We start from the raw sequence: 22,380 nt of genomic DNA, 5'->3' as shown, positions 1-22,380 counted from the left end.
CGCTGAACGGTCGATCCCGGGCCCGTTTCTCATGATCCGGAAGACTTTGCGCTGCTATGGCGACACAAAGTCTTCCGGATCATGGGGAGTGCGCGGCGCGGCTCAGCGGCGGGGAGCTACGGGGGCGCTGAGGCCGAGGGTGAAGAGGCGCTGGTCGACCTCGTTGAGGGCGAGGCGGAGGGCGCCGAGGGCGACGCTGTCGGCGCCCAGGGTTGAGGCGCGGACGTCGGGGAGGCGCAGGCACAGGCGGCCCAGCTCGCGGCGGAGCGGGTCGAGGACGAGGTCGGCGGAGCGGGAGAAGCCGCCGCCGAAGACGACGACCTGGGGGTCCAGGGCGAGGACCAGGGCGGCGGTGCCGATGGCGAGGTCCTTGACGTAGCGGTTGACGGCGGAGCGGGCGTCGCGGTTGCCGTCGCGGGCGGCGTTGAAGACCCAGGCGGCGGCGTCGTCGGGGCTGACGGTGGCCGGCACGCCGGGGCACTGCCCCAGGTGGGAGGGGGCGGTGAGCCAGCGGACGGCCTTCAGGGCGCCGATCTCGCCGGCGGCGCCGCCGTAGCCCCGGCGCAGGACGCCGTCGATGATGAGGCCGGCGCCGATGCGCAGGCCGGCGAGGAGGAAGACGATGTCGTTGGCGTCGCGGGCGGCGCCCTGCCAGCGCTCGGCGAGGGCGGCGAGCTTGCAGTCGTTCTCCACGACGATGGGGCAGGTGAAGCGGTCGCTGAGGTGGGCGGCGAGGTCGACGGTCTGCCAGCCGGGCAGCGGGGTGAAGAGGGTGGTCTTGCCGCTGGCGTCGACGGGGCCGGTGACGCCGATGGTGACGGCCCAGATGTCCTGCTCCGTCTTCCCGGCCTCCGACAGGCAGGTGGCGAGCACGGCGTCGAGCGCGGCGAGCCGCGACGGCGGGTCGGCGTCGGCGGCGACGGTGCAGCGGGCCATGTGCACGACGTTGCCGTCGAGGTCGGCCAGCAACGTCAGTATCTTGTGGGCGCCGACGTCGACGCCGATGACGTGTCCGGCGGTGGCGCGGAACCGGTACCGCCGCGCGGGCCGCCCGACGACGCTGCTGCCGCTCGGCTCGACGACCGTGGCCCAGCCGCCGGTGACGAGGCCCTGCGCGATGACGTCGACGGCGGGGCGGGACAGCCCGGTCAGCTTCGCCAGCTCCGTGACGGTGGCGGGGGGCTGGTCGCGCAGCGCCCGGACGACCGTCAGCGAGTTGAGCTCGCGCAGCCGGGACAGATCGGTGCCGCTGATGACCTGATCTGTCACAGTTTTCCCCTTGACGTATCGTGCCGGCGGCGCGCCAATATTGCTATGGAGTTTACAAAGTACTCGGGGGATCGCAACCCTGTCACGATCGCGGTGGTCGGCGCGGGACTGCGGGGCCGCCAGTACGCACGGCTCGCGGCGGCGCGGCATGCCGAGATCGTCGCGGTCGCCGAGCCGGACCCCGAGCGCCGGGCGGCCTTCGCGAGGACCCACGGCATCCCGGCGGGCGCGGTCTTCGACAGCTGGGAGGCGATGAGCGCGGCGGGACGGCTCGCCGACGCGGCCGTCATCGCCACCCAGGACCGGTTGCACGTCGAGCCGGCCGTGGCGCTGGCGCGGCAGGGGTACCACCTGCTGCTGGAGAAGCCGATGGCGCCGACGGAGCCGGAGGCGCGCCGGATCGCGGCGGCGGTCGAGGCGGCGGGCGTGATCGGCGCGGTCTGCCACGTGCTGCGCTACACGCCGTACACGCGAGCGCTGAAGGCGGCGATGGGCAGCATCGGTGACCTGGTCAGCGTGCAGCACCTGGAGCCGGTCGGCTGGTGGCACCAGGCGCACTCGTTCGTCCGCGGCAACTGGCGGCGCGAGGACGAGTCGGGTCCGATGCTGCTGACCAAGTCCTGCCACGATCTCGACTGGCTGGCGTACGTCGTCGGCGACACCCCCAGCCAGGTGGCGTCGTTCGGCGGCCTGGCCCACTTCCACGCCGGCAACCGGCCGCCGGGATCAGCGAAGCGGTGCGCCGACTGCGCGGTGGAGCCGACGTGTCCGTACTCGGCGGTCAGGCTGTACAAGACAGAAGACGGCAGGCTGAGGTGGCCGGTGGACGCCGTGACCGACGATCCGCGCGATCTGGGAAACGCACTCCGGGAAGGCCCGTACGGCCGCTGCGTGTACGACTGCGACAACGACGTCGTCGACCACCAGGTCGTCGCCATGCAGTACACCGGCGGCGTGACGGCCACGTTCACGATGACGGCGTTCACGCCCATGCAGCGCCGGCAGACCCGGCTCTTCGGCAGCCACGGCAGCATCGAGGGCGACGGCCGCCACCTCAGCGTCACCGACTTCCGCACCGGCACCACCAGCACCGTCGACACCGGCGAGGCCGGCGACGGGCACGACGGCGGCGACGAGGGACTCGTGGAGGCCTTCCTCGCCGCCGTCGCGGCGAACGACGGCAGCCTGCTCAGCTCGGACATGGCGACGAGCCTCGCCTCGCACCGGGTGGTCTGGTCAGCCGAGCGGGCCCGGCTGACCAGCACCGTGGTCGGGCTGTGAACAGGATCAGACGAAGGAGATGCTGTCGATCGTGACGGTGCCGCTGCCGCCGTACCAGAAACCCATCGCGAGCTGCGCGGGGTTGGCGCGGTTGATGCCGTTGGCGACCAGCGGGATCTTGATGTCCTGGAAGGTGCCGGTCAGGGCGGGGTGCCCGCCGCCGTCGAGGGTGTAGTCGGCGAACACCTTCGTGGTGCCGCCGAGGCTGAGGTTGAAGTGCGCCGCCGACGTGCCCTTGATGCGCACGACGAGGTAGGTGCGGCTGGAGACGTCGACGCCGACGTCGCTGCCGAACCAGCCGCAGTTGTTGTACTGCAACGTGAGCGCCCCGTCGGCGACGGCGCCGTTGCCGCCGCCGTTTCCGAAGCAGTTGCCGCCGGTCCACTTCCCGAGGTCGTTCTTGGCCGCCGAGGGGTAGGCGGGCGTGCCGTCGTAGTCGTCGACGACCAGACCGGCCGGCGTCGGCGGGGCGGTGGAGGCGGTCAGCGGCGCCGACGCCGGTGAGAGGTTGCCCGCAGCGTCGCGGGATCTCACGGTGTACGTGTAGCTGCCGGCGCTCAGGCCGCTGTCGGTGTACGTGGTGCCGGTGGGCGTGCCGACCTGCGTACCGTCGCGGAACACCAGATACCCGGTGACGCCGACGTTGTCGGTCGAGGGGTTCCACGCCAGGGAGATCGAGGTCGTGGTGGTGCCCGTGACCGCGAGCCCGGCCGGCGTCGACGGCGGTGCGCAGTCGGTGCAGCCGACGCCGACGGTGACGGCGTTGCTCGGGACCGACACGTTGCCGGCGGCGTCGCGGGCGGTGACGGTGTACGTGTGGGAGCCCGCGGGCACCCCGGTGTCGGTGTACGACGTGCCGGACACCGTGGCCACCTGCGTACCGTCGCGGAGGACGGCATAACCGGTGACGCCGACGTTGTCGGTGGCGCCGGTCCACGACAGCGACGCCGAGGTGGCGGTCGTGCCGGTCGAGGTCAGCGTGGGCGCGGTGGGCGGCACGCAGTCGGCCGTGCATGAGCCGACCTGGATCGCACCCGCGAGCACGTTGTAGCCCTTGGTCGCGTCCCAGGTGCCGGTGTTGGCCAGGCGCACGGAGTACGCGGGGTTGCCGCGCAGCCCGGTGGCCTGGTCGGGCAGCCACAGCGCGAGCTTGTAGGTGCCCGCGGTCATCGACGGCAGGGTCACGGTCTGCGTGGGGACGGTGACCGCGCCGGGGCGCCAGGTGCGCGGGTCGAGGCCCGGCAGCGGCACGTTGTAGCGCTGGGTGCCGTTGTCGAAGACCAGGAAGACGGGGCGGGGCTTGATGATGCCCGCGTAGCCGTCGTTGGTCAGGTGCGCGGCGAACGTGAACGGGCTGCCGGCGACGGCTTGCGTGGTGTAGGTGGCGTCCTGCAGCCGCAGCCGGTAGCCGAGCTTGCGCTCGATGCGGGTGAACAGGGTCTCGGCCGGGTCGTTGCCCGACGCCGCCAGGTGCGCGGCCTTCCAGATGTCGGTGTTGACCGGCGCGTAGTCCTCGTTGATCTCCGTCCAGTGCTGGTGGGACAGCTCGTACTGGGCGTTGACCCCGGCGCTGTCGTTGGCGCCGCTGGCGTTGCAGGTCTCGCCGCCGATCATCTTGTTGCCGCCGGCGCTGGTCGCCATGTCGTACACCCACTGCTTCTTGACCGACACGTCGAACCAGCCGAGCCAGGAGTTCTGGTCGTAGGTGCCCATGTCGGCGGTGTCGGCGAGGAAGCAGTCGTCGTGGAAGCCGAGCCGGTCCTTGTCCTGGGTGGTCATGAGGCAGTTGTCGGGTAGCGGGCAGCCGGGCGGCGGCGTGGTCCGCTGCGCGAACTCGTAGTTGAAGATGGGGTAGCGGATCGCGATCGGCATCGTCGCGGGCGTGCTGCTGAGCAGCTTCTTGACGAGGCGGTAGCGGACCGGCGCCTGGCTCTCCTCCGACGACGCGGTGTATGGGCTGGAGTGCCACTCGCCCCAGGCGCCGAAGAACCCGGCCTCCAGGTGCAGGATGACGTCGGCGTTCGCCGCGAGGACCGGCGCGAGCTGGTCGATGTGGCGCTCCATCTGCGGCTCGGTGACCGCGGAGTAGCCGTCCCAGACGTAGGCGACCCGCAGGACGATCTTCATGCCCTGGGCGCGGATCGCGGCCAGCCCGGTGCCCAGGTTGGTCATCAGGGCGGGTGGCAGGTCGGCGGTCTGGTACTTGTCGAGGTGCAGGTAGCTGTGGATGAGGGTGTTGCCGTTCGCCTTCGCGCGGGCGAAGGTGCGGTCGAGCATGTCGGGGTTGAAGCCGGGGATGGTGTTGCTGGCGTAGTCGTTGACGGCGGGGTCGTCGACGATCTCGTAGCGGTTGTGGAAGCCGCGCTCGGGGTTGGTGAACACGGTGCCGAGGTCGGCGGTGTAGGTGGCGGTGGTGGTCGGCGCCGCCGCGTGGGCGGCGCCGGGCGTCAACAGCAGCGCGACTGCGAGGAGCGCGGCCGCGATTCGGGTCCGGTGCATCATGCTCCTTGGCGGGGCCGGCGCCGTCCACAGTGGACGGCGCCGGCGCGGGGGTCAGTTGCTGAAGGAGAGGCTGTCGATCGAGATGGAGCTGTTGCCGCCGTACCAGAAACCCATGGCGAGCTGCGCCGGGCTGGTGCGGCTGATCCCGTTGGCGACCATCGGGATCTTGATGTCCTGGTAGGACGTCGTGATGACCGGGTGCCCGCCGCCGTCGAGGGTGTAGTCGCCGAACACCTTGCTGGCGCCGCCGAGGCTCAGGTTGAAGTGGCTCTGCTCGCCGCCGGAGGCGCCGCGGACCCGCACGACGAGGTACGTGTACGCGGAGACGTCGGTGGCGACGTCGCTGCCGAACCAGCCGCAGTTGTTGTACTGCAGGGTCAGCGCCCCGCCGGCGACGACGCCGTTGCCGCCGCCGTTTCCGAAGCAGTTGCCGCCGGTCCACTTCGCGAGGTCGTTCTTCGCCGCGGACGGGTAGGCGGGGTTGCCGTCGAAGTCGTCCAGGCCGATGCCGCCGCCCCCGCCCCCGCCGCTCGCGGAGGTCGTGACGGTCAGCGGGCTGGACGCCGCCGACACGTTGCCCGCGGCGTCGTAGGCCTGCACGGTGTACGTGTAGGCGGTCGACGCGGACAGGCCGCTGTCGGTGTAGGACGTGGTCGCGGACGTGCCGACCTGGGTGCCGCCGCGCAGCACGCGGTAGCCGGTGACGCCGACGGCGTCGGTCGACGCGTTCCAGGTCAGTGACACGCTGCTCGACGTCTTCGCCGGCGAGGCGAGCCCGGTCGGCACGGTCGGCGCCGTGGTGTCGCCGCCGCCCCCGCCGCCGACCCCGATCGCGCCGAGGCCCAGCCACCCGTCGGCGTTCTGCGTGGCGTTGCCGAAGCGCAGCTTCTTCGCGTTCGCGCTCACCGCCTCCAGCGGGTTCCTGACCCGCAGCACCAGCTGGTACGAGCCGGTCGCCACCCCGGTGAGGCTGACACCGGCCTGGAAGTACTGGGGGTAGCCGAAGTCGCGGTACGTGGGGTCGGCGCCGACGCCCCAGTCGGGGAACGCCCGGATCTTCAGCGGCTGGACGGTCCGCAGGTCCCAGGGGGTGTCCCAGGTCTTGACCACGGTCCCGGCGGAGTTCTTCAGGCCGAGCGTGACCGTCCACGGGTAGTAGAACGGGGCCACGCCGTTGTTGACGAGCGTGACGCCGACCGTCGCGCTGCTCCCGCTGACGGTGTTCGGGAAGTACGCGTGGGTCGCGGACAGGTCGTAGCCCATGAGCCGCACGGCCGCGGCCACGTTCGGGTCAGACGGCGAGTAGCTCTGGCTGGTCTGGTTGATCTTCCAGGTGGTGTGCTCCAGCTCGATGCAGGCCTTCATGTTGTCGACCTGGCCCGAGCCGCCGGGCCACGAGGTGAACGCGGAGCTCTGGATCTCCGGCCGGACCTCGCCGCCCATCGAGCTGGTGATCCACTTGTTCTCCACGCCCATGTTCACGGCGCGCTGCAGCTGCGAGTAGCTCGCGCCGCCGAGCGACTGCGGCAGGGTCACACCCGCCAGCGGCGAGCCTTCCCGGTAGCAGAACGAGTCGTCGTGGTAGCCGATGTCGCGGGTGTTCGCGGCGCCGCCGGCGGAGTCCGGGTAGCGGATCTCCAGCTTCGTCTTGTTGAACGCGGTGTCGAACGCCTGGATGATCTGCGCCCCGTGCGCGTCGGTCGGCATCAGGTTCGGGTAGCCGTCGGCGGTGTCGGTGTCGAACGGCCACGTGTGCCACTCGCCCCAGAGTCCGACGATGCCCAGGTTGATGAAGCCGATCCGGGGGTCGCCGTCGTAGCGGGCGCCGAACGCGGCGATGAAGTCGGACAGCGCGCTGAGCAGGTAGGGGCTGTCGTAGTCCGGCGACACCGTCCCCCAGAAGGTGTTGTTGCGGTACGTGACGTGCCCGTCGAAGCAGTGCGGAATGGAGTTTCCGGGATGGCTGCCGGTGCCGCCGGGATACTCCATGAAGAACCGGATGGCGGCCTGGTTGCCGTACGACGCGATCTCGTTGAGCGCGCTGTCCACGATCGACCAGTCGTAGCTGCCGCAGTTCGCCGCGTTGGTCATCACCTCGGACAGCCCGAAGTAGCTCCACGCGAGGGACCGCGGGTGGCCGGTGCTCTGGTTGTCGCCCGGGAAGTAGAACCGGGCGAAGCCCTTCAACGGGTTGTCGAGCGGGCTCGGGGCGGCGGTGAGCGGGTGGTCGGTCAGCGACGGGCTCGGCGTGGCGGGCGGAGCCGGTCTGGCCGGTGGGCCGGCCGGTGCCGCGACGGCGGGCTGCGCCTGCACGGTCACGGCGAGCACGGCCGTGGCGGCGGCCGTGCAGAGTGCGGCGGCGAACGCGAGGGCTCGCCGCCGCGGGGCGGTACGCATGGATGGGCCTCCGGGACGTGGGGTGAAGTCCCCGTACCTCGATTTGATACGAGGAGGTGTTGACAAAGTTTCCCTGAGCTTCATCATTATTAGCGGCCGCCCACCCCTCGCCGCAAGACATCAATCTCGAAGACTTTCGATGGACGAATCGAGGCCGGACCGTGACGATGCGTAACTCCCTGGCGGTGACCGCGCCGCCCGCGCCGGACCCGCCCGACGGGCCGTCAGGCGCCGCCGGACTGCGCCGTCACCGCGACGACCGGCGGGTCGCCTGGCTGTTCCTGCTGCCGGTGCTGGTCGGCTTCGCGGTGTTCTACCTGTACCCGACGGTGCGCGGCGTCTGGTACTCGCTGACCGACTACAGCCTGCTCAACACCCCGTCGTACGTGGGTGCCGACAACTACGCCAAGCTCGTGAGCGACGCGCAGTTCTGGAAGTCGCTGCGGATCACCGCGTACTACGTGGTCGTCAACATCGGGTCGCAGACGCTGCTCGCCCTCGGCGTCGCGGCGCTGATGCACCGGCTGACCCGCTCGGTCGTGCTGCGGGCGACGCTGCTGCTGCCGTGGCTGGTGCCCAACGTGACCGTCGGGCTGCTGTGGATGTGGCTGCTGGACGCCAACCTCGGCTTCGTCAACCACCTGCTGACCGCCGCGGGGCTGGACAGCCAGGGCTTCCTCACCTCGCCGGACCTGGCGATGCCGTCCATCGCGCTCATCAACACCTGGGCCTACACCGGCTACACGGCGCTGCTGCTCTACGCCGGGATGCTGCAGATCCCGCCGCACCTCTACGAGAGCGCCTCCCTGGACGGCGCCGGCGAGCTGCGGATGTTCCGCATGATCACGCTGCCGCTGCTGCGCCCGATCCTCGCGCTGGTGCTCGTCGTGTCGCTCATCGGCTCGTTCCAGATCTTCGACACCGTCGCCGTCACCGACAAGATCGTGCCGGTCGGCGCCACCCGGGTCATCTACTACTACATCTACCAGCAGGCATTCACGTACTTCCACATGGGCTACGCGTCGGCGGTCGCCATGGCGCTCGTGCTGATCCTCGGCCTGCTCACCGCCGTGCAGATGTGGCTGCTGCGCGCCTCCCGATCCGACCTCACCTGAGAGGGGCCTCATGTTCCGCCGCCTGACGCCCGGCCGGCTGCTGGCCTGGACCGCGCTGATCGCCTTCCTCGTGGTGACGATCGTGCCCTTCTACTGGATGGTCCGCACCGCGCTCACGCCCGCCGCCGACATCTACCGCGACAGCACCGGCCTCGTGCCGGAGCACCCCACCCTCATCAACTTCGAGCGCGTCCTCGGCCTCGTCGACGACCAGACCGCCCGCGCCGCCGGCGGCTCCGGCGCGAAGATCAACTTTTTCCGGTACACGCTGAACTCCCTGATCTACAGCGGGCTCATCGCGACCGTCCAGACCTTCTGCTGCGCCATGGCCGGATATGCCTTCGCCCGGCTGCGGTTCCCCGGCCGGGACCTGCTCTTCGGGCTGTTCGTCGCGGCCCTGATGGTCCCGCCGATCTTCACGCTGCTGCCCAACTTCGCGCTCATGCGGCAGTTCGACGCCGTCGACACCTTCGCCGGCATGGTCGCGCCGTCGCTGCTGATGACCCCGTTCGCGGTGTTCTTCCTCCGCCAGTTCTTCCTGTCGGTGCCGCGCGAGGTCGAGGAGGCGGCCGTCATCGACGGCGCGAGCCGCTGGGGCATCTTCTGGCGGGTCATCCTGCCGATGAGCCGCGGCCCGCTCATCACCATCGGCCTCACCACGTCCGTGTGGGCGTGGAAGGACTACCTCTGGCCGCTGCTCGTCGGCCGCGGCGAGGACAACCGGGTGCTCACCGTCGCCCTCGGCGTGTTCCTCCAGCAGTCACCGAACACCGCACCCGACTGGACCGGGCTCATGGCCGGCTCCACCCTGTCCGTCCTGCCCGTCCTGCTGCTGCTGATCTTCCTCGGCAAGCGCCTCGTGCAATCGCTGAACTTCACCGGAATCAAGTGACACCCCACCCCCCGCTCCATTCCTCGAAAGGGATCCCCATGTCCAGACTCCGTATGGCGGCCGCCGCGCTGACCGCCGCGGCGATCGTCCTGCCCCTCGCGGCCGCCTGCTCCGACGAGTCCGGCGGCGACACCGGCAACGTCACGCTCAACTACTGGCTCTGGGACGACAAGCAGCTGCCGCCCTACCAGGCGTGCGCCGACGCGTTCACCAAGGCCAACCCGAACATCACCATCAAGTTCACGCAGACCGCGTGGTCGCAGTACTGGCAGAACCTGACCACCCAGCTCGCCGCCGGCAGCGCGCCCGACGTGTGGACCGACCACGCGTCCTACTACCCGCAGTTCGTGTCCAGCAATCAGATCCTCGACATCCAGCCGTTCGTCACGAAGGACAAGGTCGACCTCGGCCAGTACCAGGCCGGCCTCGCGGACCTGTTCGTCAAGGACGGCAAGCGCTACGGCCTGCCGAAGGACTGGGACACGATGGCCCTGGTCTACAACACCAAGCTCGTCACCGACACCGCCGGTCTGGACAAGCTCACCTGGAACCCGAGCGACGGCGGCACCTTCGAGCAGGCGATCGCCAAGGCCACCGTGGACAGCCAGGGCCGCAACGGTCTCGACCCGGCCTTCGACAAGAACAACGTGAAGGTCCACGGCTTCCTGCCGGAGTGGGCGGACGGCTCGCAGGGCCAGAACGGCTGGGGCGACCTCGCCGTCGCCAACGGCTTCACCTACCTCGACAAGAACCCGTGGGGCACCAAGTACAAGTACGACGACCCGAAGCTCGCCGAGACCATCGGCTGGTTCAAGCACCTCATCGACAAGGGCTACGCGCCGAAGTTCGACAAGCAGTCGAACCTCGGCCGGGACGCGGTGATGGACACCGGGACGGCGGCGTACACCATCGTCGGCTCCTGGACCATCGGCACCTACCTCGGCACCGGCGCCAAGCAGCAGTACGCCTTCGCCCCGCTGCCCACCGGCCCGTCCGGGCGCAAGACCGCCATCAACGGCCTCTCCGACGCCATCTACGCCGGCACCAAGCACCCCGACCAGGCGTGGGCGTGGGTGAAGTTCCTCGGCTCGTCCGCCTGCCAGGACATCGTCGGCGAGAAGGCCGTCGTCTTCCCCGCCGTCAAGTCCGGCACCGAGAAGGCCCTCGCCGCCCACAAGGCCGCCGGCCGCAACGTGCAGGCCTTCACCGACCAGGCGACCGCGTCCGGCGGCACCTTCTTCCTGCCGATCACCGACCACGGCAACGAGGTCAGCCAGATCGTGCAGGACGCGATCCAGTCCGTCGTGCTCGGCCAGGCCGCCCCGGCCGACGCGTTGAAGAAGGCCAACGACCAGGTCAACGCCCTGTTCAAGTAGCCACCTGAACCAAGCGGCGGGGCGCTCGGCCCGCGCCCCGCCGCCACACAACCTGATGAGGAGAACCATGGCACAGCTCGTCGAGGTCGGCGGACACCACTTCGCCGTCCAGCACTCCGCCGCACCGGCAGTCGAGATCGGCTCCGCCCCCGGCGGCGTCCTGCTGCCCCCCGGCCGGGTGGCGATCCTGCACGGCCTCGGCGACGCGTCGTTCTACCGGCACGGGCAGAACTCGTGGAGCCCGTGCGGCTGGCGGCGGCTGAGCGAGCCCCCGCTGCGCGTGCCGAACCCGACCCGGCTGGTCACCGCCGACGACCCCACCTTCGACGACCCGGCGCGGCACCACTCCTCGGCCGTCGCCGCGCTGCAGGGCCCCGACGGCGGCACCCTGCTGCTCGGCGCGCTCGGCCTCGACACGCCGCGGCTCACCGCCGACCACGACACCCTCACCGGCTGGTACGCCTCCTCCGGCGCCGACTGGTTCCTCGCCTACGGTCCCGAGGAGGACGTCTTCGCCGCCTACGCCGCGGCGCTCGCGTCGCGGTTCGGCGCCGGCACGCGGAAAGCCGGCAACGTGTGGTGCAGCTGGTACGCCTACTACGAGAACGTCACCGAGGCCCAGCTGACGAAGGACGTCGCGGACCTCGCCGGGCTGCCCTTCGACGTCGTGCAGATCGACGACGGCTGGGAGGAGCTGGTCGGCGACTGGCAGCCGAACGCGAAGTTCCCCAGCGGCATGCGGGCGGTCGCCGACCGTATCGCCGACGCCGGGTTCACGCCGGGGCTGTGGCTCGCCCCGTTCATCGCGCTGCCGCACTCGCGCCTCGCCACGTCACGCCCCGAGCTGCTGCTGCGCGACGGGTCCGGGCAGCCGGTCGTCGCCGGGTACAACTGGGGCGGCCCCTACTACGCCCTCGACCTCGCCCGCGAGGACGCCCTGGCGCACGTCGCCGAGCTGGTCCGGACGGTCGTGCACGACTGGGGGTACCGCTACCTCAAGCTCGACTTCGTCAACGCCGGCGCCGCGCCGCTGCCGGGCCGTGACCGCGACCGGCTCTACCGGGAGGGGCTGCGGGTCATGCGGGAGGCCGCCGGCGACGACGTCTACCTGCTCGGCTCCGGCGCGATCCTGCTGCCGTCGCTCGGCATCCTCGACGGCCTGCGCAGCGGCCCCGACGTCGCGCCCATGTGGGACAACTACGCCTCAATCGACCCCTCCGACGCCACCGCCCGCAACGCCGTCGTCAACAGCGTGCACCGGCTCTGGCAGTCCCCGCTCGTCGAGGTCGACCCCGACGTCATCTACTTCCGCAGCAAGCTCAACCTGCTCACCACCCAGCAGACCCGCTGGCTGCGCGACCTCGCCGACGTCTGCGGCTTCCGGGCGGTCTCCGACCCGCCGAGCTGGCTCACGCCGGCCGAGCTCGAGGACATGCGCGAATACCTCGACGCGAAGCCGGTCATCCGCCGGCTCGGCCGCTACCGCTTCACCCTCGACGGCCGCGAGGTCGACTTCGCCCCGGCCGTCGCCACCGACGGCCAGCTCTACCCCATCTCCTGAGGCGGTGCCGCCCCATGCCCATCCCGGAGCCCACAACGGAGTTCAGCCCGGAACCCCTGCTGCCGGCCGTTCGCCACCAGCGCATCATCGAGCTGCTGGCCCAGACCGAGTACGTGACGATCGCCGACGTCCGCAACGCCACCGGCGCCTCCCTGGCGACCACGCAACGCGACCTGGCCCGGCTGGCCATGACGGGCGCCCTGGCCCGGGTCCGCGGCGGTGCCACCCGTCCCCAGCCACCAGGCGGCGAGGCCCGCCTGCTCGCCGCGTGCCTGACCCGGGTCCGCCACGCCCTCGACCGGCACGACCTCACCACCGCCGAGAACGCCCTGCACCAGGCCCTCGACGCCTGCGCCCGGCTCCGCCGCGGCTGACCCCTGCCACGGCGAACCAGCGGGATCGAGGCCTGTCCGGTGGCGCACCTCCGGACAAGGACCGGACACCGGAGTCGAGGAGCACGCATCGCCGGACTTCTATGCTGGCGGGATGACGGACTCACAGGTGCGGCTGGTCCACAAGGGGGCGCCCCTGGACGACGGGGTGGCGATCGGGAAGGAGCGGCCGGACAGCGGCCGGGCCGAGGTGGTCGTCACCTGCCCGACGTGCGAGGAGCGGGTCGCCGTGGCCGTCCTGAGCCGCTCGGCGGTCCGGCGGGAGAAGGTGCTGGTGAGCGTGGCATGCCTGGTCGCGGCGGGTGCCGGGGTCGGCGGCACGGTCTGGGTGTTCCGCAGCGGCGCGGTCCACGACGGTTTCGGGTTGCTGGCCATGCTCGTCGTCCTGATCGCCGTCGGGGTCTGGTTCGAGCGGACGGTGACGATGGATGACGGGGTGCGGCTGAAGCGGGCGCCGGCGCACGCGCTCGACCGTCCCGGCTGGACCGACTGGTATCAGTACGAGTTCGAGGCCACCCCCTAGCGACGCGGCGCTGCTCGCGGCCGCCGGCGGCGGCCGCGAGCAGCAGCATTGTTCACGGGTTCCGGGTCAGAAGCGGGCGATCGAGGCGTCCCGGATGCGCGGGGCGGCGAGGCTCTCGGCGAGGGTGTGGGGCTTGTCGCCCCAGCCGTCCGACGAGCTGCTGCCGCTGCCGCCGGCGACCCAGGCCGAGTGGACGGTGTGCAGGTTGATGGTGACGCCCTCGCCGCCCTCGTCCTTCGTGATGAACCGCGGAGCCAGGATCTCCACGACGGAGGCGGCGGTGGGGGGCTGGAACAGCGGCGTCGCCTCGCGCTCGTCGACCTTGGTGCCGGACAGGGCGGTCAGGGCGCTGCGCCCGGGCATGCCGCGCCACCAGTCCTTGTCGACGCCCTCGCCGGTGCCGTCGACCGGGTTCGGCGTGGCGATCGGCGTGCCGGGCGGCACGGGCGTCTTGTCGTCGGGCACGGGCTTGTCGCCGCCGCCCTTCGGCTCGTCCTTCTTCCCTCCACCGCCACCGCCACCGCCGGAGCCGCCGCCGGACGGTTTGGGGTCGGGCTTTGGGGTCGGCTCGGGGGACTCGGGCGTCGACGAGCCGCCGCCGGGGTCGCCGTACTCCGGCGCCCGCGGGCCGCCCGAACCGGATCCGGAGCCGGACGGCTCGCGGTCGGGCCGGTCGCCCCACGGGCCCGCCGGCTCCCCGCCGCCGTACCCGCCTCCGCTGTCCGCGCCGCCCGGGCTGCCGTACCCGGTGCCGCCGTAACCCGAGCCGCCGTACCCGCCGCCGCTGTGACCCGGCCCGCCGTAGCCGGAGCCGTCGCCGAGGCCGCCGAAGCCGTCGCCGAACCCGTCGCTGCGCCCCGAGTGGTCGCCCGGCTTGGCGGGTTTCGCCGCGGGCGGGCCCCACCAGCCGAAGCGCTGGCCGATCTTGTCGACCTGGTGCGGCGCGACCAGCACCGCGCCGACCAGCAGCACGATCTCCGAGCCGGGCACGTGGAAGAACTCGCCGATGATGCCGAGCACGATGAGCCCCTCGCCGACGTCGGACATCTTGTCCCAGGCGTCGCGGTAGTCGACCCCCGGACGCCTCGGGTCCGGCTTCGGCGGCTTGAACGGCAGCATCGACGTCGTGGCGTGTCCGCCGCCGCTGCGGGTGTAGTACAGCCCGGCGCCCGGGTCCCAGAGCACGGCGCCGCCGAGCAGCGCGCCGTCCGCCGCGGAGCCGGTCGGGCGGCCGTAGGCGTCGTAGGAGTACCTGCGGGGCGGCGCGCCGGACGCGTCCGCCAGGCCGGCGATCAGGCCGCGGCCGCTCAGCACGTACGTGGAGCGCGTACCGTCCTCAGTGGACACCTGGACCGGCTGGCCGGGGCCGTCGCCGTAGGTGTAGCTGCGCAGCAGGCGCTCGCCGTCCCACTCCTCCAGCAGGTGGTCGCCGCTCCACACCCGGGTCACCCCGTTCCGGCCGACCTGCCGGCCGTGGGCGTCGTAGCCGTACCGGATCGCGCCGCCGTCGACGCCGACGACCTGGCCGTCGTGGTCGTACTCGTACGTCCGGCCGGTGCCGTCCGTCGTCTCCCCGGTGCGGCGGCCGTTGTCGTCGTAGGTGTACGCGGTGCCGCCGGCCGTCACGTACGCGCCGCGGGCGTTCACGGTCGCCGCGCCGACCACCTCGGTGCCGTCGGGCAGCGTCTCGACCCGCCGCTGCCGCAGCCCGAGCGGGCCCAGCTCGTAACGGACGGAGACCCCGGAGTCCCCGTAGGACGCGGACGTGAGCCGGCCCGCGGCGTCGTAGCCGAACCGGTCGCCGGTGACGGCCGCGCCGTTGCCGCGGTCCTCGGCGACCGGCCGCCGGGCGTCGTCGAACAGGTAGGAGAAGGCGTCGGCGACCGCCCCGCCCGGGGACCGGTACGTGAGCGCCGTCAGCCGCCCCGTGCCCGTCGCGTACGACAGCTCGGCGACCAGCGATGTTCCGAAGTGGACGGTGACCGGGCGCCCGTCGGCGTCGTACTCGTACGAGACGATCGTGACGCCGTCCTCGGCGACGCCGGTCAGCCGGCCCCGGCGGTCGTAGGCGCGGCTCACCCGGCGGCCGCTCGGGTAGACGAGCCCGGTCAGGTTCCCCGCCGTGTCGTAGGAGTACCGGATCGTCCGGCCGGCCTGCGTCTCGGTGAGCGGCCGGCCGAGCGAGTCGTACGCGACGGCGGTGCTCGCGTCGGGGGTCCAGGTGGACGTCGTCCGGCCCAGCCCGTCGTAGCGCAGCGCGGTCACCGGGACGGCGACCCCGCCCGGGGCGGTGACGGCCTGCGCGACGAGCCGGCCGGCGGGGTCGCGGTCGCTGGTGACGACCGTGCCGTCGGGCTGGGTGAGCCGGACGACGTCGCCGCCGGCGTCGCGCTCGAACGCGGTGACGGCGCCGTCGGCCTCGATCACCGTGGCCAGGCCGCGCGGCCCGTACGTGGCGCGGGTCAGGTTGCCGGCCGCGTCGGTGCGGGCGGTGACGCGGCCCGCCTCGTCGTAGCTCACCTGGTCGAACAGCACCTGCCCGGGCGCGGCGGTGCGGACCCGGCCGGTCGGGCGGCCCAGCCCGTCGTGCACGTAGCGGGTGGACCCACCGGCGCCGTCCACGTGCCCGACCAGCCGACCGAGTCCATTGTGGACGAACAGGTCGGCGGGGTGGTCGCCGAGCCGGCGGGTGCGCAGCTGGTCGAGCTCGTCGAACGTCTGGGTCACCACGGTGGCGCCCCGCCGCAGGTGCACCGGGTTGGAGTTCTCGTCGTAGCCGACCGCCGCCGTCAGGCCCGACTCGTCGGTGACGGACGTGATGCGGTTCGCGCCGTCGTACGTCATCGTGAGCGCGCCGCCTGCCGGGGTCCACCAGCGGACCGGCTTGCTGTGCACGCCGTACTCGACGAATGCCGAGACCAGGCCGTTGCCGCCCAGCGGCGCCCCGGTCGCCGGGTCGTGCCACGACCGGTCGATGCGGACCAGCCGGTCGAGCTCGTCGTAGGCGTAGAACGCCTCGGCGAGGACCGCCGGGTCGGCGTTCCCGGCGTCGCCGGCCAGCCGGACCCGCACGACCCGGTCCGCCGCGTCGCGCCACTGGTCGAGCGAGGTGCCGTCCGGGCCGTCGTACCCCGCGTACCGGTGCAGCCCGTCGTAGCGGAACCGGGTGGTGTGACCACGGCCGTCCGTCTCGGACTCCAGCTGCCCGTTCGCCGTGTACGTCCAGCGCAGCGCGGTCCCGTCCGCGGCGACCGCCGCCACCGGCAGGTTGCGCTCGTCGTACGTGTAGGTGGTGACCGCGCCGGTCGGGTCCACCTCGCGGACCACGTTCTCCGCGGCGTCCCGCTCGAGCACGGTGACCTGCTCCAGGCCCTCGCCGGCGACGGTGCGCCGGATCGGGTTGTTCAGGTCGTTGTAGGCGAAGCGTTCGACCACGACCGCCGGCTCGTCCGTGGCCTCGGCGCCGTCGAACCCGCCGCGGACGAACGACACGGTGCGCTCGACCAGGTTGCCGTTGAGGTCGTACGTGTACGCCTGCCGGTACGCGTCGCCGGCCCGCGAGCGCAGCTCGGTGACGTCGCCGTGGGCGTCGCGGACCAGCCCGGTCGCGGCGCCCTTGCCGTCCACGACGGACGTCACATGGCCGGCGGCGTCGTAGGTGAACGCGGCCGTCACCGTGTCCCGGACGACCCGCCGCAGGTAGCCGCCGCGCGCCGGCGGTTCGGCCGGGTCGCCGGGCGCCGTCCGGGCGCCGGTCGGGTCGTCGTCGGCGTAGTGCAGGTACTCGGTGGCCGCCCCGCGCGCGTCGGTGTACCGGGTCAGCTGGCCGCCGTCGTTGACCTCGAAGCGTTCGGTCAGCGTGACCGTCGCCGCCTCCTCGCCCGGCAGCGACACCGTCGCCGGCGGCGTGGTCCGTTCGGCCCGGTCTGCGAGCGGTAGGTCCGGGCGATCTGGACCGACGGGCCCCGCCCGGACAGCTGGAGGTCCACCAGCGTGGGGGCGTGTTCGCCGCTGTGACTGAGGACGTGGGCACCGATGACGGTCGCGTTCCGTGTGGGCATGCGCACATGGAAGCAGCGCGGTCACGCTCCGTCATGTGAGCGACGGCTTCACGACTGTCCGAGCAGGGTGTCCACCGTGGGCAGGGTGGCGAGGGCGGTGGTGCGGGCGGCGAGCGCCCCGGCGGCGTCGGGGGTGAGGGCGCGGGCCGCGTTGAGCTGGAACTTGCGGGTCAGGGCGGCGGGGGAGAGGGGTGCTTCGGCGCTGCCGAGCGAGGCGTCGACGCGGTGCTCGTGGACGGTGCCGCCGCCGCCGATCCGCAGGACGGCGGCGAACGCGTGGGGGAAGATCTTCGTGGCGCGGTCGTCGGCGACGCAGCGGACCTTGGCGGCCAGGGCGAGGCGGGCGGGGTCGAGCGGGCCGGTGAAGTCGTCCAGGCCGACGCCGAGCCCGCCGCCGCCGAGCAGGGCCGTGGCGACCGTGTAGGGGCCGGAGAACTTCCCGTGGTAGGTGCTGCGCGGCCGGGCCTTCTCGGCGGCGGGTTCGGCGATGGTGCGCAGCGTCGGCGCCGCCACCCCGAGCTCGATCCAGTCCACGGCCGACGGGTCGAGGCCGGCGGCGCGCAGGGCGAGGGCGCAGTCGATGCCCGGGTGGGTGAAGTGGTTGGACGGATAGGGCTTGAACGCGGTGCGCAGCAGCTCCCAGCGGGTGCCGAGGTCGCCCAGGAGCGCGTCGTCGTCGCGGCGGCCGTCCGTGTACGCGGTGAAGAAGCCGAACCTGCCCTCCAGGACGGTCGGCGGGCCGGTGAGCCCGTCGGCGGCCAGGTAGGCGGCGGACACGCCGGCGTGCGCGGCCCAGCCGCAGTGCACCTTCTTGACGGTGCCGCCGGTGCGGTTCGCCTCGATGAGGCCGGCGCCCATGCTGGCGGCGACGCCCATCGCCGAGGCGACCCCGGGCACGTCGAGGCCGAGCAGCAGCGCGGCGGCGGCCGCGGAGCCGATCGCGCCGCAGATCGAGGTGGCGTGCAGGCCGCGCTCGAAGAAGATGCTGTTGGCGATCGCCGGGTCGTAGGCCGCCATGCCGAGCCGGTTGGTCAGCTCGACGCCGGCGGCGACGGCCGCGAGCACCGCCGCGCCCGGCGCGCCGGTGGCCTGAGCGGTGGCGAGGGCGGCGGGGACGACGGACGCCGACGGGTGCAGCACCGACGGCAGGTGCGTGTCGTCGAAGTCGAGGGAGTGCGCCAGGGTGCCGTTGACGAGCGCGGCGGCCGGGGCGGGCAGCCGGTCGCCGGAGCCGATGACGGTCGCCTCCGCGGTGCCGCCCCAGCGGCGCACCGACCGCAGGACCGCGGGCGCGGCGTCGGCGTCCGGGTCGCCGTGGGCGGCGAGGGCGAGCCCGAGGATGTCGAGGACCCGGGCGGGCACGTCGGCGGTCACCTCGGCCGGCAACGGCTCGTCCCGGCAGGCGACCGCGAACCCGGCGAGGCGCTCCACGAACGTCATGCCGCACCCCCTGGGTTCGCGGCTGTGTTCCCGGCCGGCGGCAGGATGGCGAGCGGGCGGACCGGGGCGCCGGTCGCGCCGACGATCGGCAGCGGGTTGAGCACCAGCAGGCACTCGCGGGCGCCGGTGTCCAGCAGCGGGTGCAGCCGCATCGTCTCCACGATGTGCACGCCGCGCTCGACGAGGAGCATCCGGTGGACCGGCAGCACCGCGTGCCCCTTGCCCGGCGGGATGTGCTCGAAGGCGATCGTCTCGGCCCCGACCACCCTGACGCCGCGCGACGCGAGCCACTCGCCGGCGGCGACGCCCGGGCCGGGCGTGCCGTCGCGCTGTCCGATGAAGGCGTCGCGCTCCTCCCACCGGCGCGACCAGCCGGTGCCGATGAGGACGGCGTCGCCGGGCCGTACATCGGCGGCACACGCGTCGAGGTCGCCGGCGGTGATCTCGTAGCCGGCGGGCAGGACCGGGACGCCGTGCACGCGCGCGACGTCCAGCACGACGGCGCGGCCGACGTACACCTCGAAGGACTCGATGCCGTGCGAGGTGAACCCGAGGTGGCTCTGCACGGAGGACGCGGGGACGCCGCCGTGCAGCAGGCCGTCCTGCGACACGTGCGCGAGGGCGTCGACGTGGGTGCCGACGTGGCCGCCGGTGACGATCAGCTCGTTCGCGGCCGAACCACCGTCGGGGCGGACCAGGTCGCCGTGGCGGCGCTCGAGCGCCATCCGGAACGGCGGGTGGTTGGGCGACTGGGGCATGCCCCGGCGCATCGGCTGCGCGAGGTCCAGGACCGTGGCACCCTCGAGGAATCCGGACATCACAGCACCCCGTCCGCGTGCAGCTTCTCGATGTCCTCGCCGGTGAGGCCGAGCCGGTCGCGGTAGATCTCGTCGTTGTGCGCGCCGAGCCGCGGGCCGGTCCACCGGATGTCGCCGGGGGTGGCGGACAGGCGGTAGAGCACGTTCTGCATGCGGACCGGGCCGAGGACCGGGTCGTCGACGGCGCGCAGCGTGCCGAGCGCCGCGTACTGCGGGTCGGTGAACACGGCGGCGATGTCGTGGATCGGGGCGACCGCCGCCTCCGCCGCCTCGAACGCGGCGATCACGTCGGCGGCGTCGCGGGCCGCGATCCAGTCGCCGACGTAGCCGTCGAGGAGGTCGGCGTGCTGGGCGCGGGTGGCCCCGGCCGCGAACCACGGCTCGGCGATCACCTCGGGATGCCCGACGAGACGGAGCACGCGCTCGGCGACGGCCTGGGCGGAGGTGGAGACGGCGAGCCATTTGCCGTCGCGGCTGCGGTACGTGTTGCGCGGCGCGTTGTTGACGCTGCGGTTGCCGGTGCGCGCCTGGACGACGCCGAGCTGGTCGTACACCATCGGCTGCATCCCCAGCAGGGTCAGGATCGGCTCGATGATGGCCAGGTCGACCACCTGCCCCCGGCCGGTGGTGTGCCGGGCGAGCAGCGCCGTGGTCACCGCCTGCGCGGCCGAGATGGCGGCGATCCCGTCGGCGAGCCCGAACGGCGGCAGGGTCGGCGGCCCGTCGGGCTCGCCGGTGATGGCCGCGAAGCCGCTCATCGCCTCCGCCAGGGTGCCGAAGCCGGGCCGGTTCGCATACGGGCCGAACTGCCCGAACGCGGTCACCCGCGCGATCACCAGGCGCGGGTTGACCTCGGCGAGGACGTCGGGGCCGAGGCCCCACCGCTCCAGGGTGCCGGGCCGGAAGTTCTCGATCAGCACGTCGGCGCCGGCGAGGATGCGCTTGAGCAGCTCGGCGCCGGCGGGCTTGGACAGGTTGAGGGTCGCGCAGCGCTTGTTGCGCCCCAGCAGGGTCCACCACAGCGGCACGCCGTCCTTGGCGGGGCCGTGGCCCCGGGACGGGTCACCCTTCACGGGATGCTCGATCTTGATGACGTCGGCGCCGAAGTCCCCGAGGATGGTGGCGGCGAGGGGGCCGGCGAACAGGGTGGACACGTCCACCACGGTGATGCCTGCCAGGGCGGGCTGCGGTTCCACCACCCGAGCCTAACGGCACTTCCGCCGAAATGGAAACCCCGTTACATTGAGGGAAACGCCGGGAAGGGGCTTCACGTGTCGCGGTACGACCTGATCATCAAGAACGGCACGCTGGTGCTGCCCTACACGGGGGAGATCCGGGCCGATCTGGCCACCCGCGCGGGCCGGATCGCCGCGATCGGCGAGGACCTCACGGACGCCGACGAGGTGCTCGACGCGACCGGCAAGCTGGTCTTCCCCGGCGCCGTGGACGCGCACTACCACCTCGGCATCTACCGGCCCCTGGAGGTGGACGCGGCCGAGGAGACCCGCTCGTCGCTCGTCGGCGGCGCCACCACCGTGCTGTCCTACTTCCGGACCGGGCAGCACTACCTGAACAAGACCGGCGCCTACGAGGACATCCTCCCCGAGGTGCTGGCCGCCGTGTCCGGCCGCTCCTGGACCGACTTCGGCTTCCACCTCGCGCCGATGGACACCCGCCAGGTCGGCGAGGTGCCCGCGCTCGTGGACCGGCACGGGATCAGCTCGTTCAAGTACTACATGTTCTACAAGGGCTTCAACCTGTCCGCCGACTCCCGGGACGCGAAGGCGTTCACGATGAGCGACGAGTACGACCTCGGCCACCTCTACCAGATCATGGAGGCCGTCTCCGCCGCCGCCGTTTCCGCCGCGGCCCGTGACGCCGGCCGCCGCGTCTCGCTGTCGCTGCACTGCGAGCAGGCCGAGCTGATGCGCCTGTTCATCGAGCGGGTCCGCGCCGCCGGCGACCCGCAGACGCTGAGGGCGTACTCCGACGCCCGCCCGCCGCTCACCGAGCGGGTCGCGATCGGCGAGGCCACCACCCTCGCGGCCGCGACCGCCTGCCCGGTGAACCTGCTGCACCTGTCCAGCGGCGAGGCCCTGGCGGCCGCCACCGAGGCCCGGCTCGCCCGCCCGGACCTGGACCTGCGCACCGAGGTCACCCTGCACCACCTCTGCCTCAACTACGACGAGCTGTCCGGCCTCGGCGGCAAGGTCAACCCGCCCATCCGCAGCGCGCAGGACAGCGCCGCGCTCTGGGACGGCGTCCTGTCCGGCAAGGTCGACTGGGTCGCCTCCGACCACGCCTGCTGCCTGGAGGAGCACAAGGGCGACGAGCTGTGGCCGGCGCTGCCCGGCTTCGGCGGCACCGGCCTGCTCTACCCGGTGCTGCTCAGCGAGGGCATGCACAAGCGAGGCCTGGCCCCGCACCGGGTCGCGGAGCTGGTCTCCGGCAACCCGGCCCGCGCGTATGGCCTCTGGCCGCGCAAGGGCTCGCTGCTCGTCGGCCAGGACGCGGACCTCGCCGTCGTCGACCCCGGCCTCGAGCAGGAGGTGACCGGCGAGCTGCTCCTGTCCGGCCAGGACCACTGCCCCTTCGCCGGTCGCAAGGTCCGCGGCTGGCCCGTCGCCACCGTCCTGCGCGGGCAGGTGGCGTACCGCGACGGCGCCGTCGTCGGCGACCCCCGGGGCGCGTTCGTCGCCCGCTGACACCCCTCGGTGTGACGGATCTCCGGCGCGGGTGACCTGCCGGCGGCG

15 protein-coding genes are annotated in these 22,380 nt (G+C 72.5%); 8 read left to right on the top strand and 7 right to left on the bottom strand.

What is annotated here, in order from left to right; all coding sequences use genetic code 11:
* Positions 1-102: 102 nt before the first annotated feature.
* The gene (locus ACQEVZ_RS52295; RefSeq protein ID WP_433383063.1) at positions 103-1,269 is read right to left on the bottom strand and encodes an ROK family protein; all 1,167 of its coding nucleotides are present in this window, start codon (positions 1,267-1,269) and stop codon (positions 103-105) included.
* A gap of 45 nt (positions 1,270-1,314) precedes the next feature.
* Between ACQEVZ_RS52295 and ACQEVZ_RS52290 the strand changes: the two genes are divergently transcribed.
* Complete coding sequence (locus tag ACQEVZ_RS52290; RefSeq protein ID WP_433383061.1) at positions 1,315-2,550, top strand: Gfo/Idh/MocA family protein; 1,236 nt, start codon at positions 1,315-1,317, stop codon at positions 2,548-2,550.
* A gap of 6 nt (positions 2,551-2,556) precedes the next feature.
* Here ACQEVZ_RS52290 and ACQEVZ_RS52285 read toward each other — a convergent pair whose 3' ends face one another.
* Together ACQEVZ_RS52285 and ACQEVZ_RS52280 are read right to left on the bottom strand one after the other, a co-directional pair.
* Complete coding sequence (locus ACQEVZ_RS52285; RefSeq protein ID WP_433383059.1) at positions 2,557-5,049, bottom strand: DUF4832 domain-containing protein; 2,493 nt, start codon at positions 5,047-5,049, stop codon at positions 2,557-2,559.
* A 54-nt stretch (positions 5,050-5,103) separates the two neighbouring features.
* Positions 5,104-7,449: a fibronectin type III domain-containing protein gene (locus tag ACQEVZ_RS52280; RefSeq protein WP_433383057.1), complete on the bottom strand. Its 2,346-nt coding sequence runs from the start codon at positions 7,447-7,449 to the stop codon at positions 5,104-5,106.
* 167 nt (positions 7,450-7,616) lie between these two features.
* On the opposite strand from ACQEVZ_RS52280, the gene ACQEVZ_RS52275 reads away from it, so the two are divergent.
* From ACQEVZ_RS52275 to ACQEVZ_RS52250, 6 genes are all read left to right on the top strand, one after another.
* Complete coding sequence (locus tag ACQEVZ_RS52275; protein WP_433386152.1) at positions 7,617-8,564, top strand: carbohydrate ABC transporter permease; 948 nt, start codon at positions 7,617-7,619, stop codon at positions 8,562-8,564.
* A gap of 10 nt (positions 8,565-8,574) precedes the next feature.
* Positions 8,575-9,456, top strand: coding sequence for a carbohydrate ABC transporter permease (locus ACQEVZ_RS52270; protein WP_354904924.1), 882 nt, complete (start codon positions 8,575-8,577; stop codon positions 9,454-9,456).
* A gap of 38 nt (positions 9,457-9,494) precedes the next feature.
* Positions 9,495-10,832, top strand: coding sequence for an ABC transporter substrate-binding protein (locus tag ACQEVZ_RS52265; RefSeq protein WP_433383054.1), 1,338 nt, complete (start codon positions 9,495-9,497; stop codon positions 10,830-10,832).
* A gap of 67 nt (positions 10,833-10,899) precedes the next feature.
* Positions 10,900-12,393: a glycoside hydrolase family 36 protein gene (locus ACQEVZ_RS52260; RefSeq protein WP_433383052.1), complete on the top strand. Its 1,494-nt coding sequence runs from the start codon at positions 10,900-10,902 to the stop codon at positions 12,391-12,393.
* 14 nt (positions 12,394-12,407) lie between these two features.
* Positions 12,408-12,767 carry a DeoR family transcriptional regulator gene (locus ACQEVZ_RS52255; protein ID WP_433383050.1) on the top strand — a complete coding sequence of 120 codons (360 nt, stop codon included), beginning with the start codon at positions 12,408-12,410 and terminating at the stop codon, positions 12,765-12,767.
* 112 nt (positions 12,768-12,879) lie between these two features.
* On the top strand, positions 12,880-13,308 hold the full coding sequence (locus tag ACQEVZ_RS52250; RefSeq protein ID WP_433383048.1) for a hypothetical protein: 429 nt from the start codon (positions 12,880-12,882) through the stop codon (positions 13,306-13,308).
* 66 nt (positions 13,309-13,374) lie between these two features.
* Here the strand turns inward: ACQEVZ_RS52250 and ACQEVZ_RS52245 are convergent, their stop codons facing one another.
* The 4 genes from ACQEVZ_RS52245 to ACQEVZ_RS52230 all read right to left on the bottom strand — a co-directional run bounded on the left by ACQEVZ_RS52245 (position 13,375) and on the right by ACQEVZ_RS52230 (position 20,823).
* Complete coding sequence (locus ACQEVZ_RS52245; RefSeq protein ID WP_433383046.1) at positions 13,375-17,202, bottom strand: hypothetical protein; 3,828 nt, start codon at positions 17,200-17,202, stop codon at positions 13,375-13,377.
* A 215-nt stretch (positions 17,203-17,417) separates the two neighbouring features.
* Complete coding sequence (locus ACQEVZ_RS52240; RefSeq protein ID WP_433383044.1) at positions 17,418-18,809, bottom strand: MmgE/PrpD family protein; 1,392 nt, start codon at positions 18,807-18,809, stop codon at positions 17,418-17,420.
* Positions 18,806-19,627 (bottom strand): cyclase family protein, encoded by an 822-nt coding sequence (locus ACQEVZ_RS52235; RefSeq protein ID WP_433383042.1) that lies wholly within the window; start codon positions 19,625-19,627, stop codon positions 18,806-18,808. Before ACQEVZ_RS52235 ends, ACQEVZ_RS52240 begins: the two co-directional genes overlap by 4 nt.
* Positions 19,627-20,823 carry a CaiB/BaiF CoA transferase family protein gene (locus tag ACQEVZ_RS52230; RefSeq protein WP_433383040.1) on the bottom strand — a complete coding sequence of 399 codons (1,197 nt, stop codon included), beginning with the start codon at positions 20,821-20,823 and terminating at the stop codon, positions 19,627-19,629. The genes ACQEVZ_RS52235 and ACQEVZ_RS52230 overlap by 1 nt, the downstream gene beginning before the upstream one ends.
* Before the next feature lie 75 nt (positions 20,824-20,898).
* Here ACQEVZ_RS52230 and ACQEVZ_RS52225 point away from each other — a divergent pair, with 75 nt between their 5' ends.
* A complete protein-coding gene (locus ACQEVZ_RS52225) occupies positions 20,899-22,332 on the top strand; it encodes a dihydroorotase (RefSeq protein WP_433383038.1) in 1,434 nt (477 codons plus the stop codon).
* Positions 22,333-22,380 lie beyond the last annotated feature (48 nt).

Source organism: Dactylosporangium sp. CA-152071 (genome assembly GCF_050936335.1).
In the GTDB taxonomy this organism is placed as follows: domain Bacteria; phylum Actinomycetota; class Actinomycetes; order Mycobacteriales; family Micromonosporaceae; genus Dactylosporangium; species Dactylosporangium maewongense.
This window is presented reverse-complemented; position numbering and strand designations above follow the sequence as displayed.

What these genes read in the sequence shown, in the direction of transcription:
- ACQEVZ_RS52275 (WP_433386152.1), top strand. Translation starts at nt 7,617, where the DNA reads ATGCGTAACTCCCTGGCGGTGACCGCGCCGCCCGCGCCGGACCCGCCC.
- ACQEVZ_RS52280 (WP_433383057.1), bottom strand. Translation starts at nt 7,449, where the DNA reads ATGCGTACCGCCCCGCGGCGGCGAGCCCTCGCGTTCGCCGCCGCACTC.
- ACQEVZ_RS52285 (WP_433383059.1), bottom strand. Translation starts at nt 5,049, where the DNA reads ATGCACCGGACCCGAATCGCGGCCGCGCTCCTCGCAGTCGCGCTGCTG.
- ACQEVZ_RS52255 (WP_433383050.1), top strand. Translation starts at nt 12,408, where the DNA reads ATGCCCATCCCGGAGCCCACAACGGAGTTCAGCCCGGAACCCCTGCTG.
- ACQEVZ_RS52250 (WP_433383048.1), top strand. Translation starts at nt 12,880, where the DNA reads ATGACGGACTCACAGGTGCGGCTGGTCCACAAGGGGGCGCCCCTGGAC.
- ACQEVZ_RS52270 (WP_354904924.1), top strand. Translation starts at nt 8,575, where the DNA reads ATGTTCCGCCGCCTGACGCCCGGCCGGCTGCTGGCCTGGACCGCGCTG.
- ACQEVZ_RS52260 (WP_433383052.1), top strand. Translation starts at nt 10,900, where the DNA reads ATGGCACAGCTCGTCGAGGTCGGCGGACACCACTTCGCCGTCCAGCAC.
- ACQEVZ_RS52290 (WP_433383061.1), top strand. Translation starts at nt 1,315, where the DNA reads ATGGAGTTTACAAAGTACTCGGGGGATCGCAACCCTGTCACGATCGCG.
- ACQEVZ_RS52265 (WP_433383054.1), top strand. Translation starts at nt 9,495, where the DNA reads ATGTCCAGACTCCGTATGGCGGCCGCCGCGCTGACCGCCGCGGCGATC.
- ACQEVZ_RS52235 (WP_433383042.1), bottom strand. Translation starts at nt 19,627, where the DNA reads ATGTCCGGATTCCTCGAGGGTGCCACGGTCCTGGACCTCGCGCAGCCG.
- ACQEVZ_RS52240 (WP_433383044.1), bottom strand. Translation starts at nt 18,809, where the DNA reads ATGACGTTCGTGGAGCGCCTCGCCGGGTTCGCGGTCGCCTGCCGGGAC.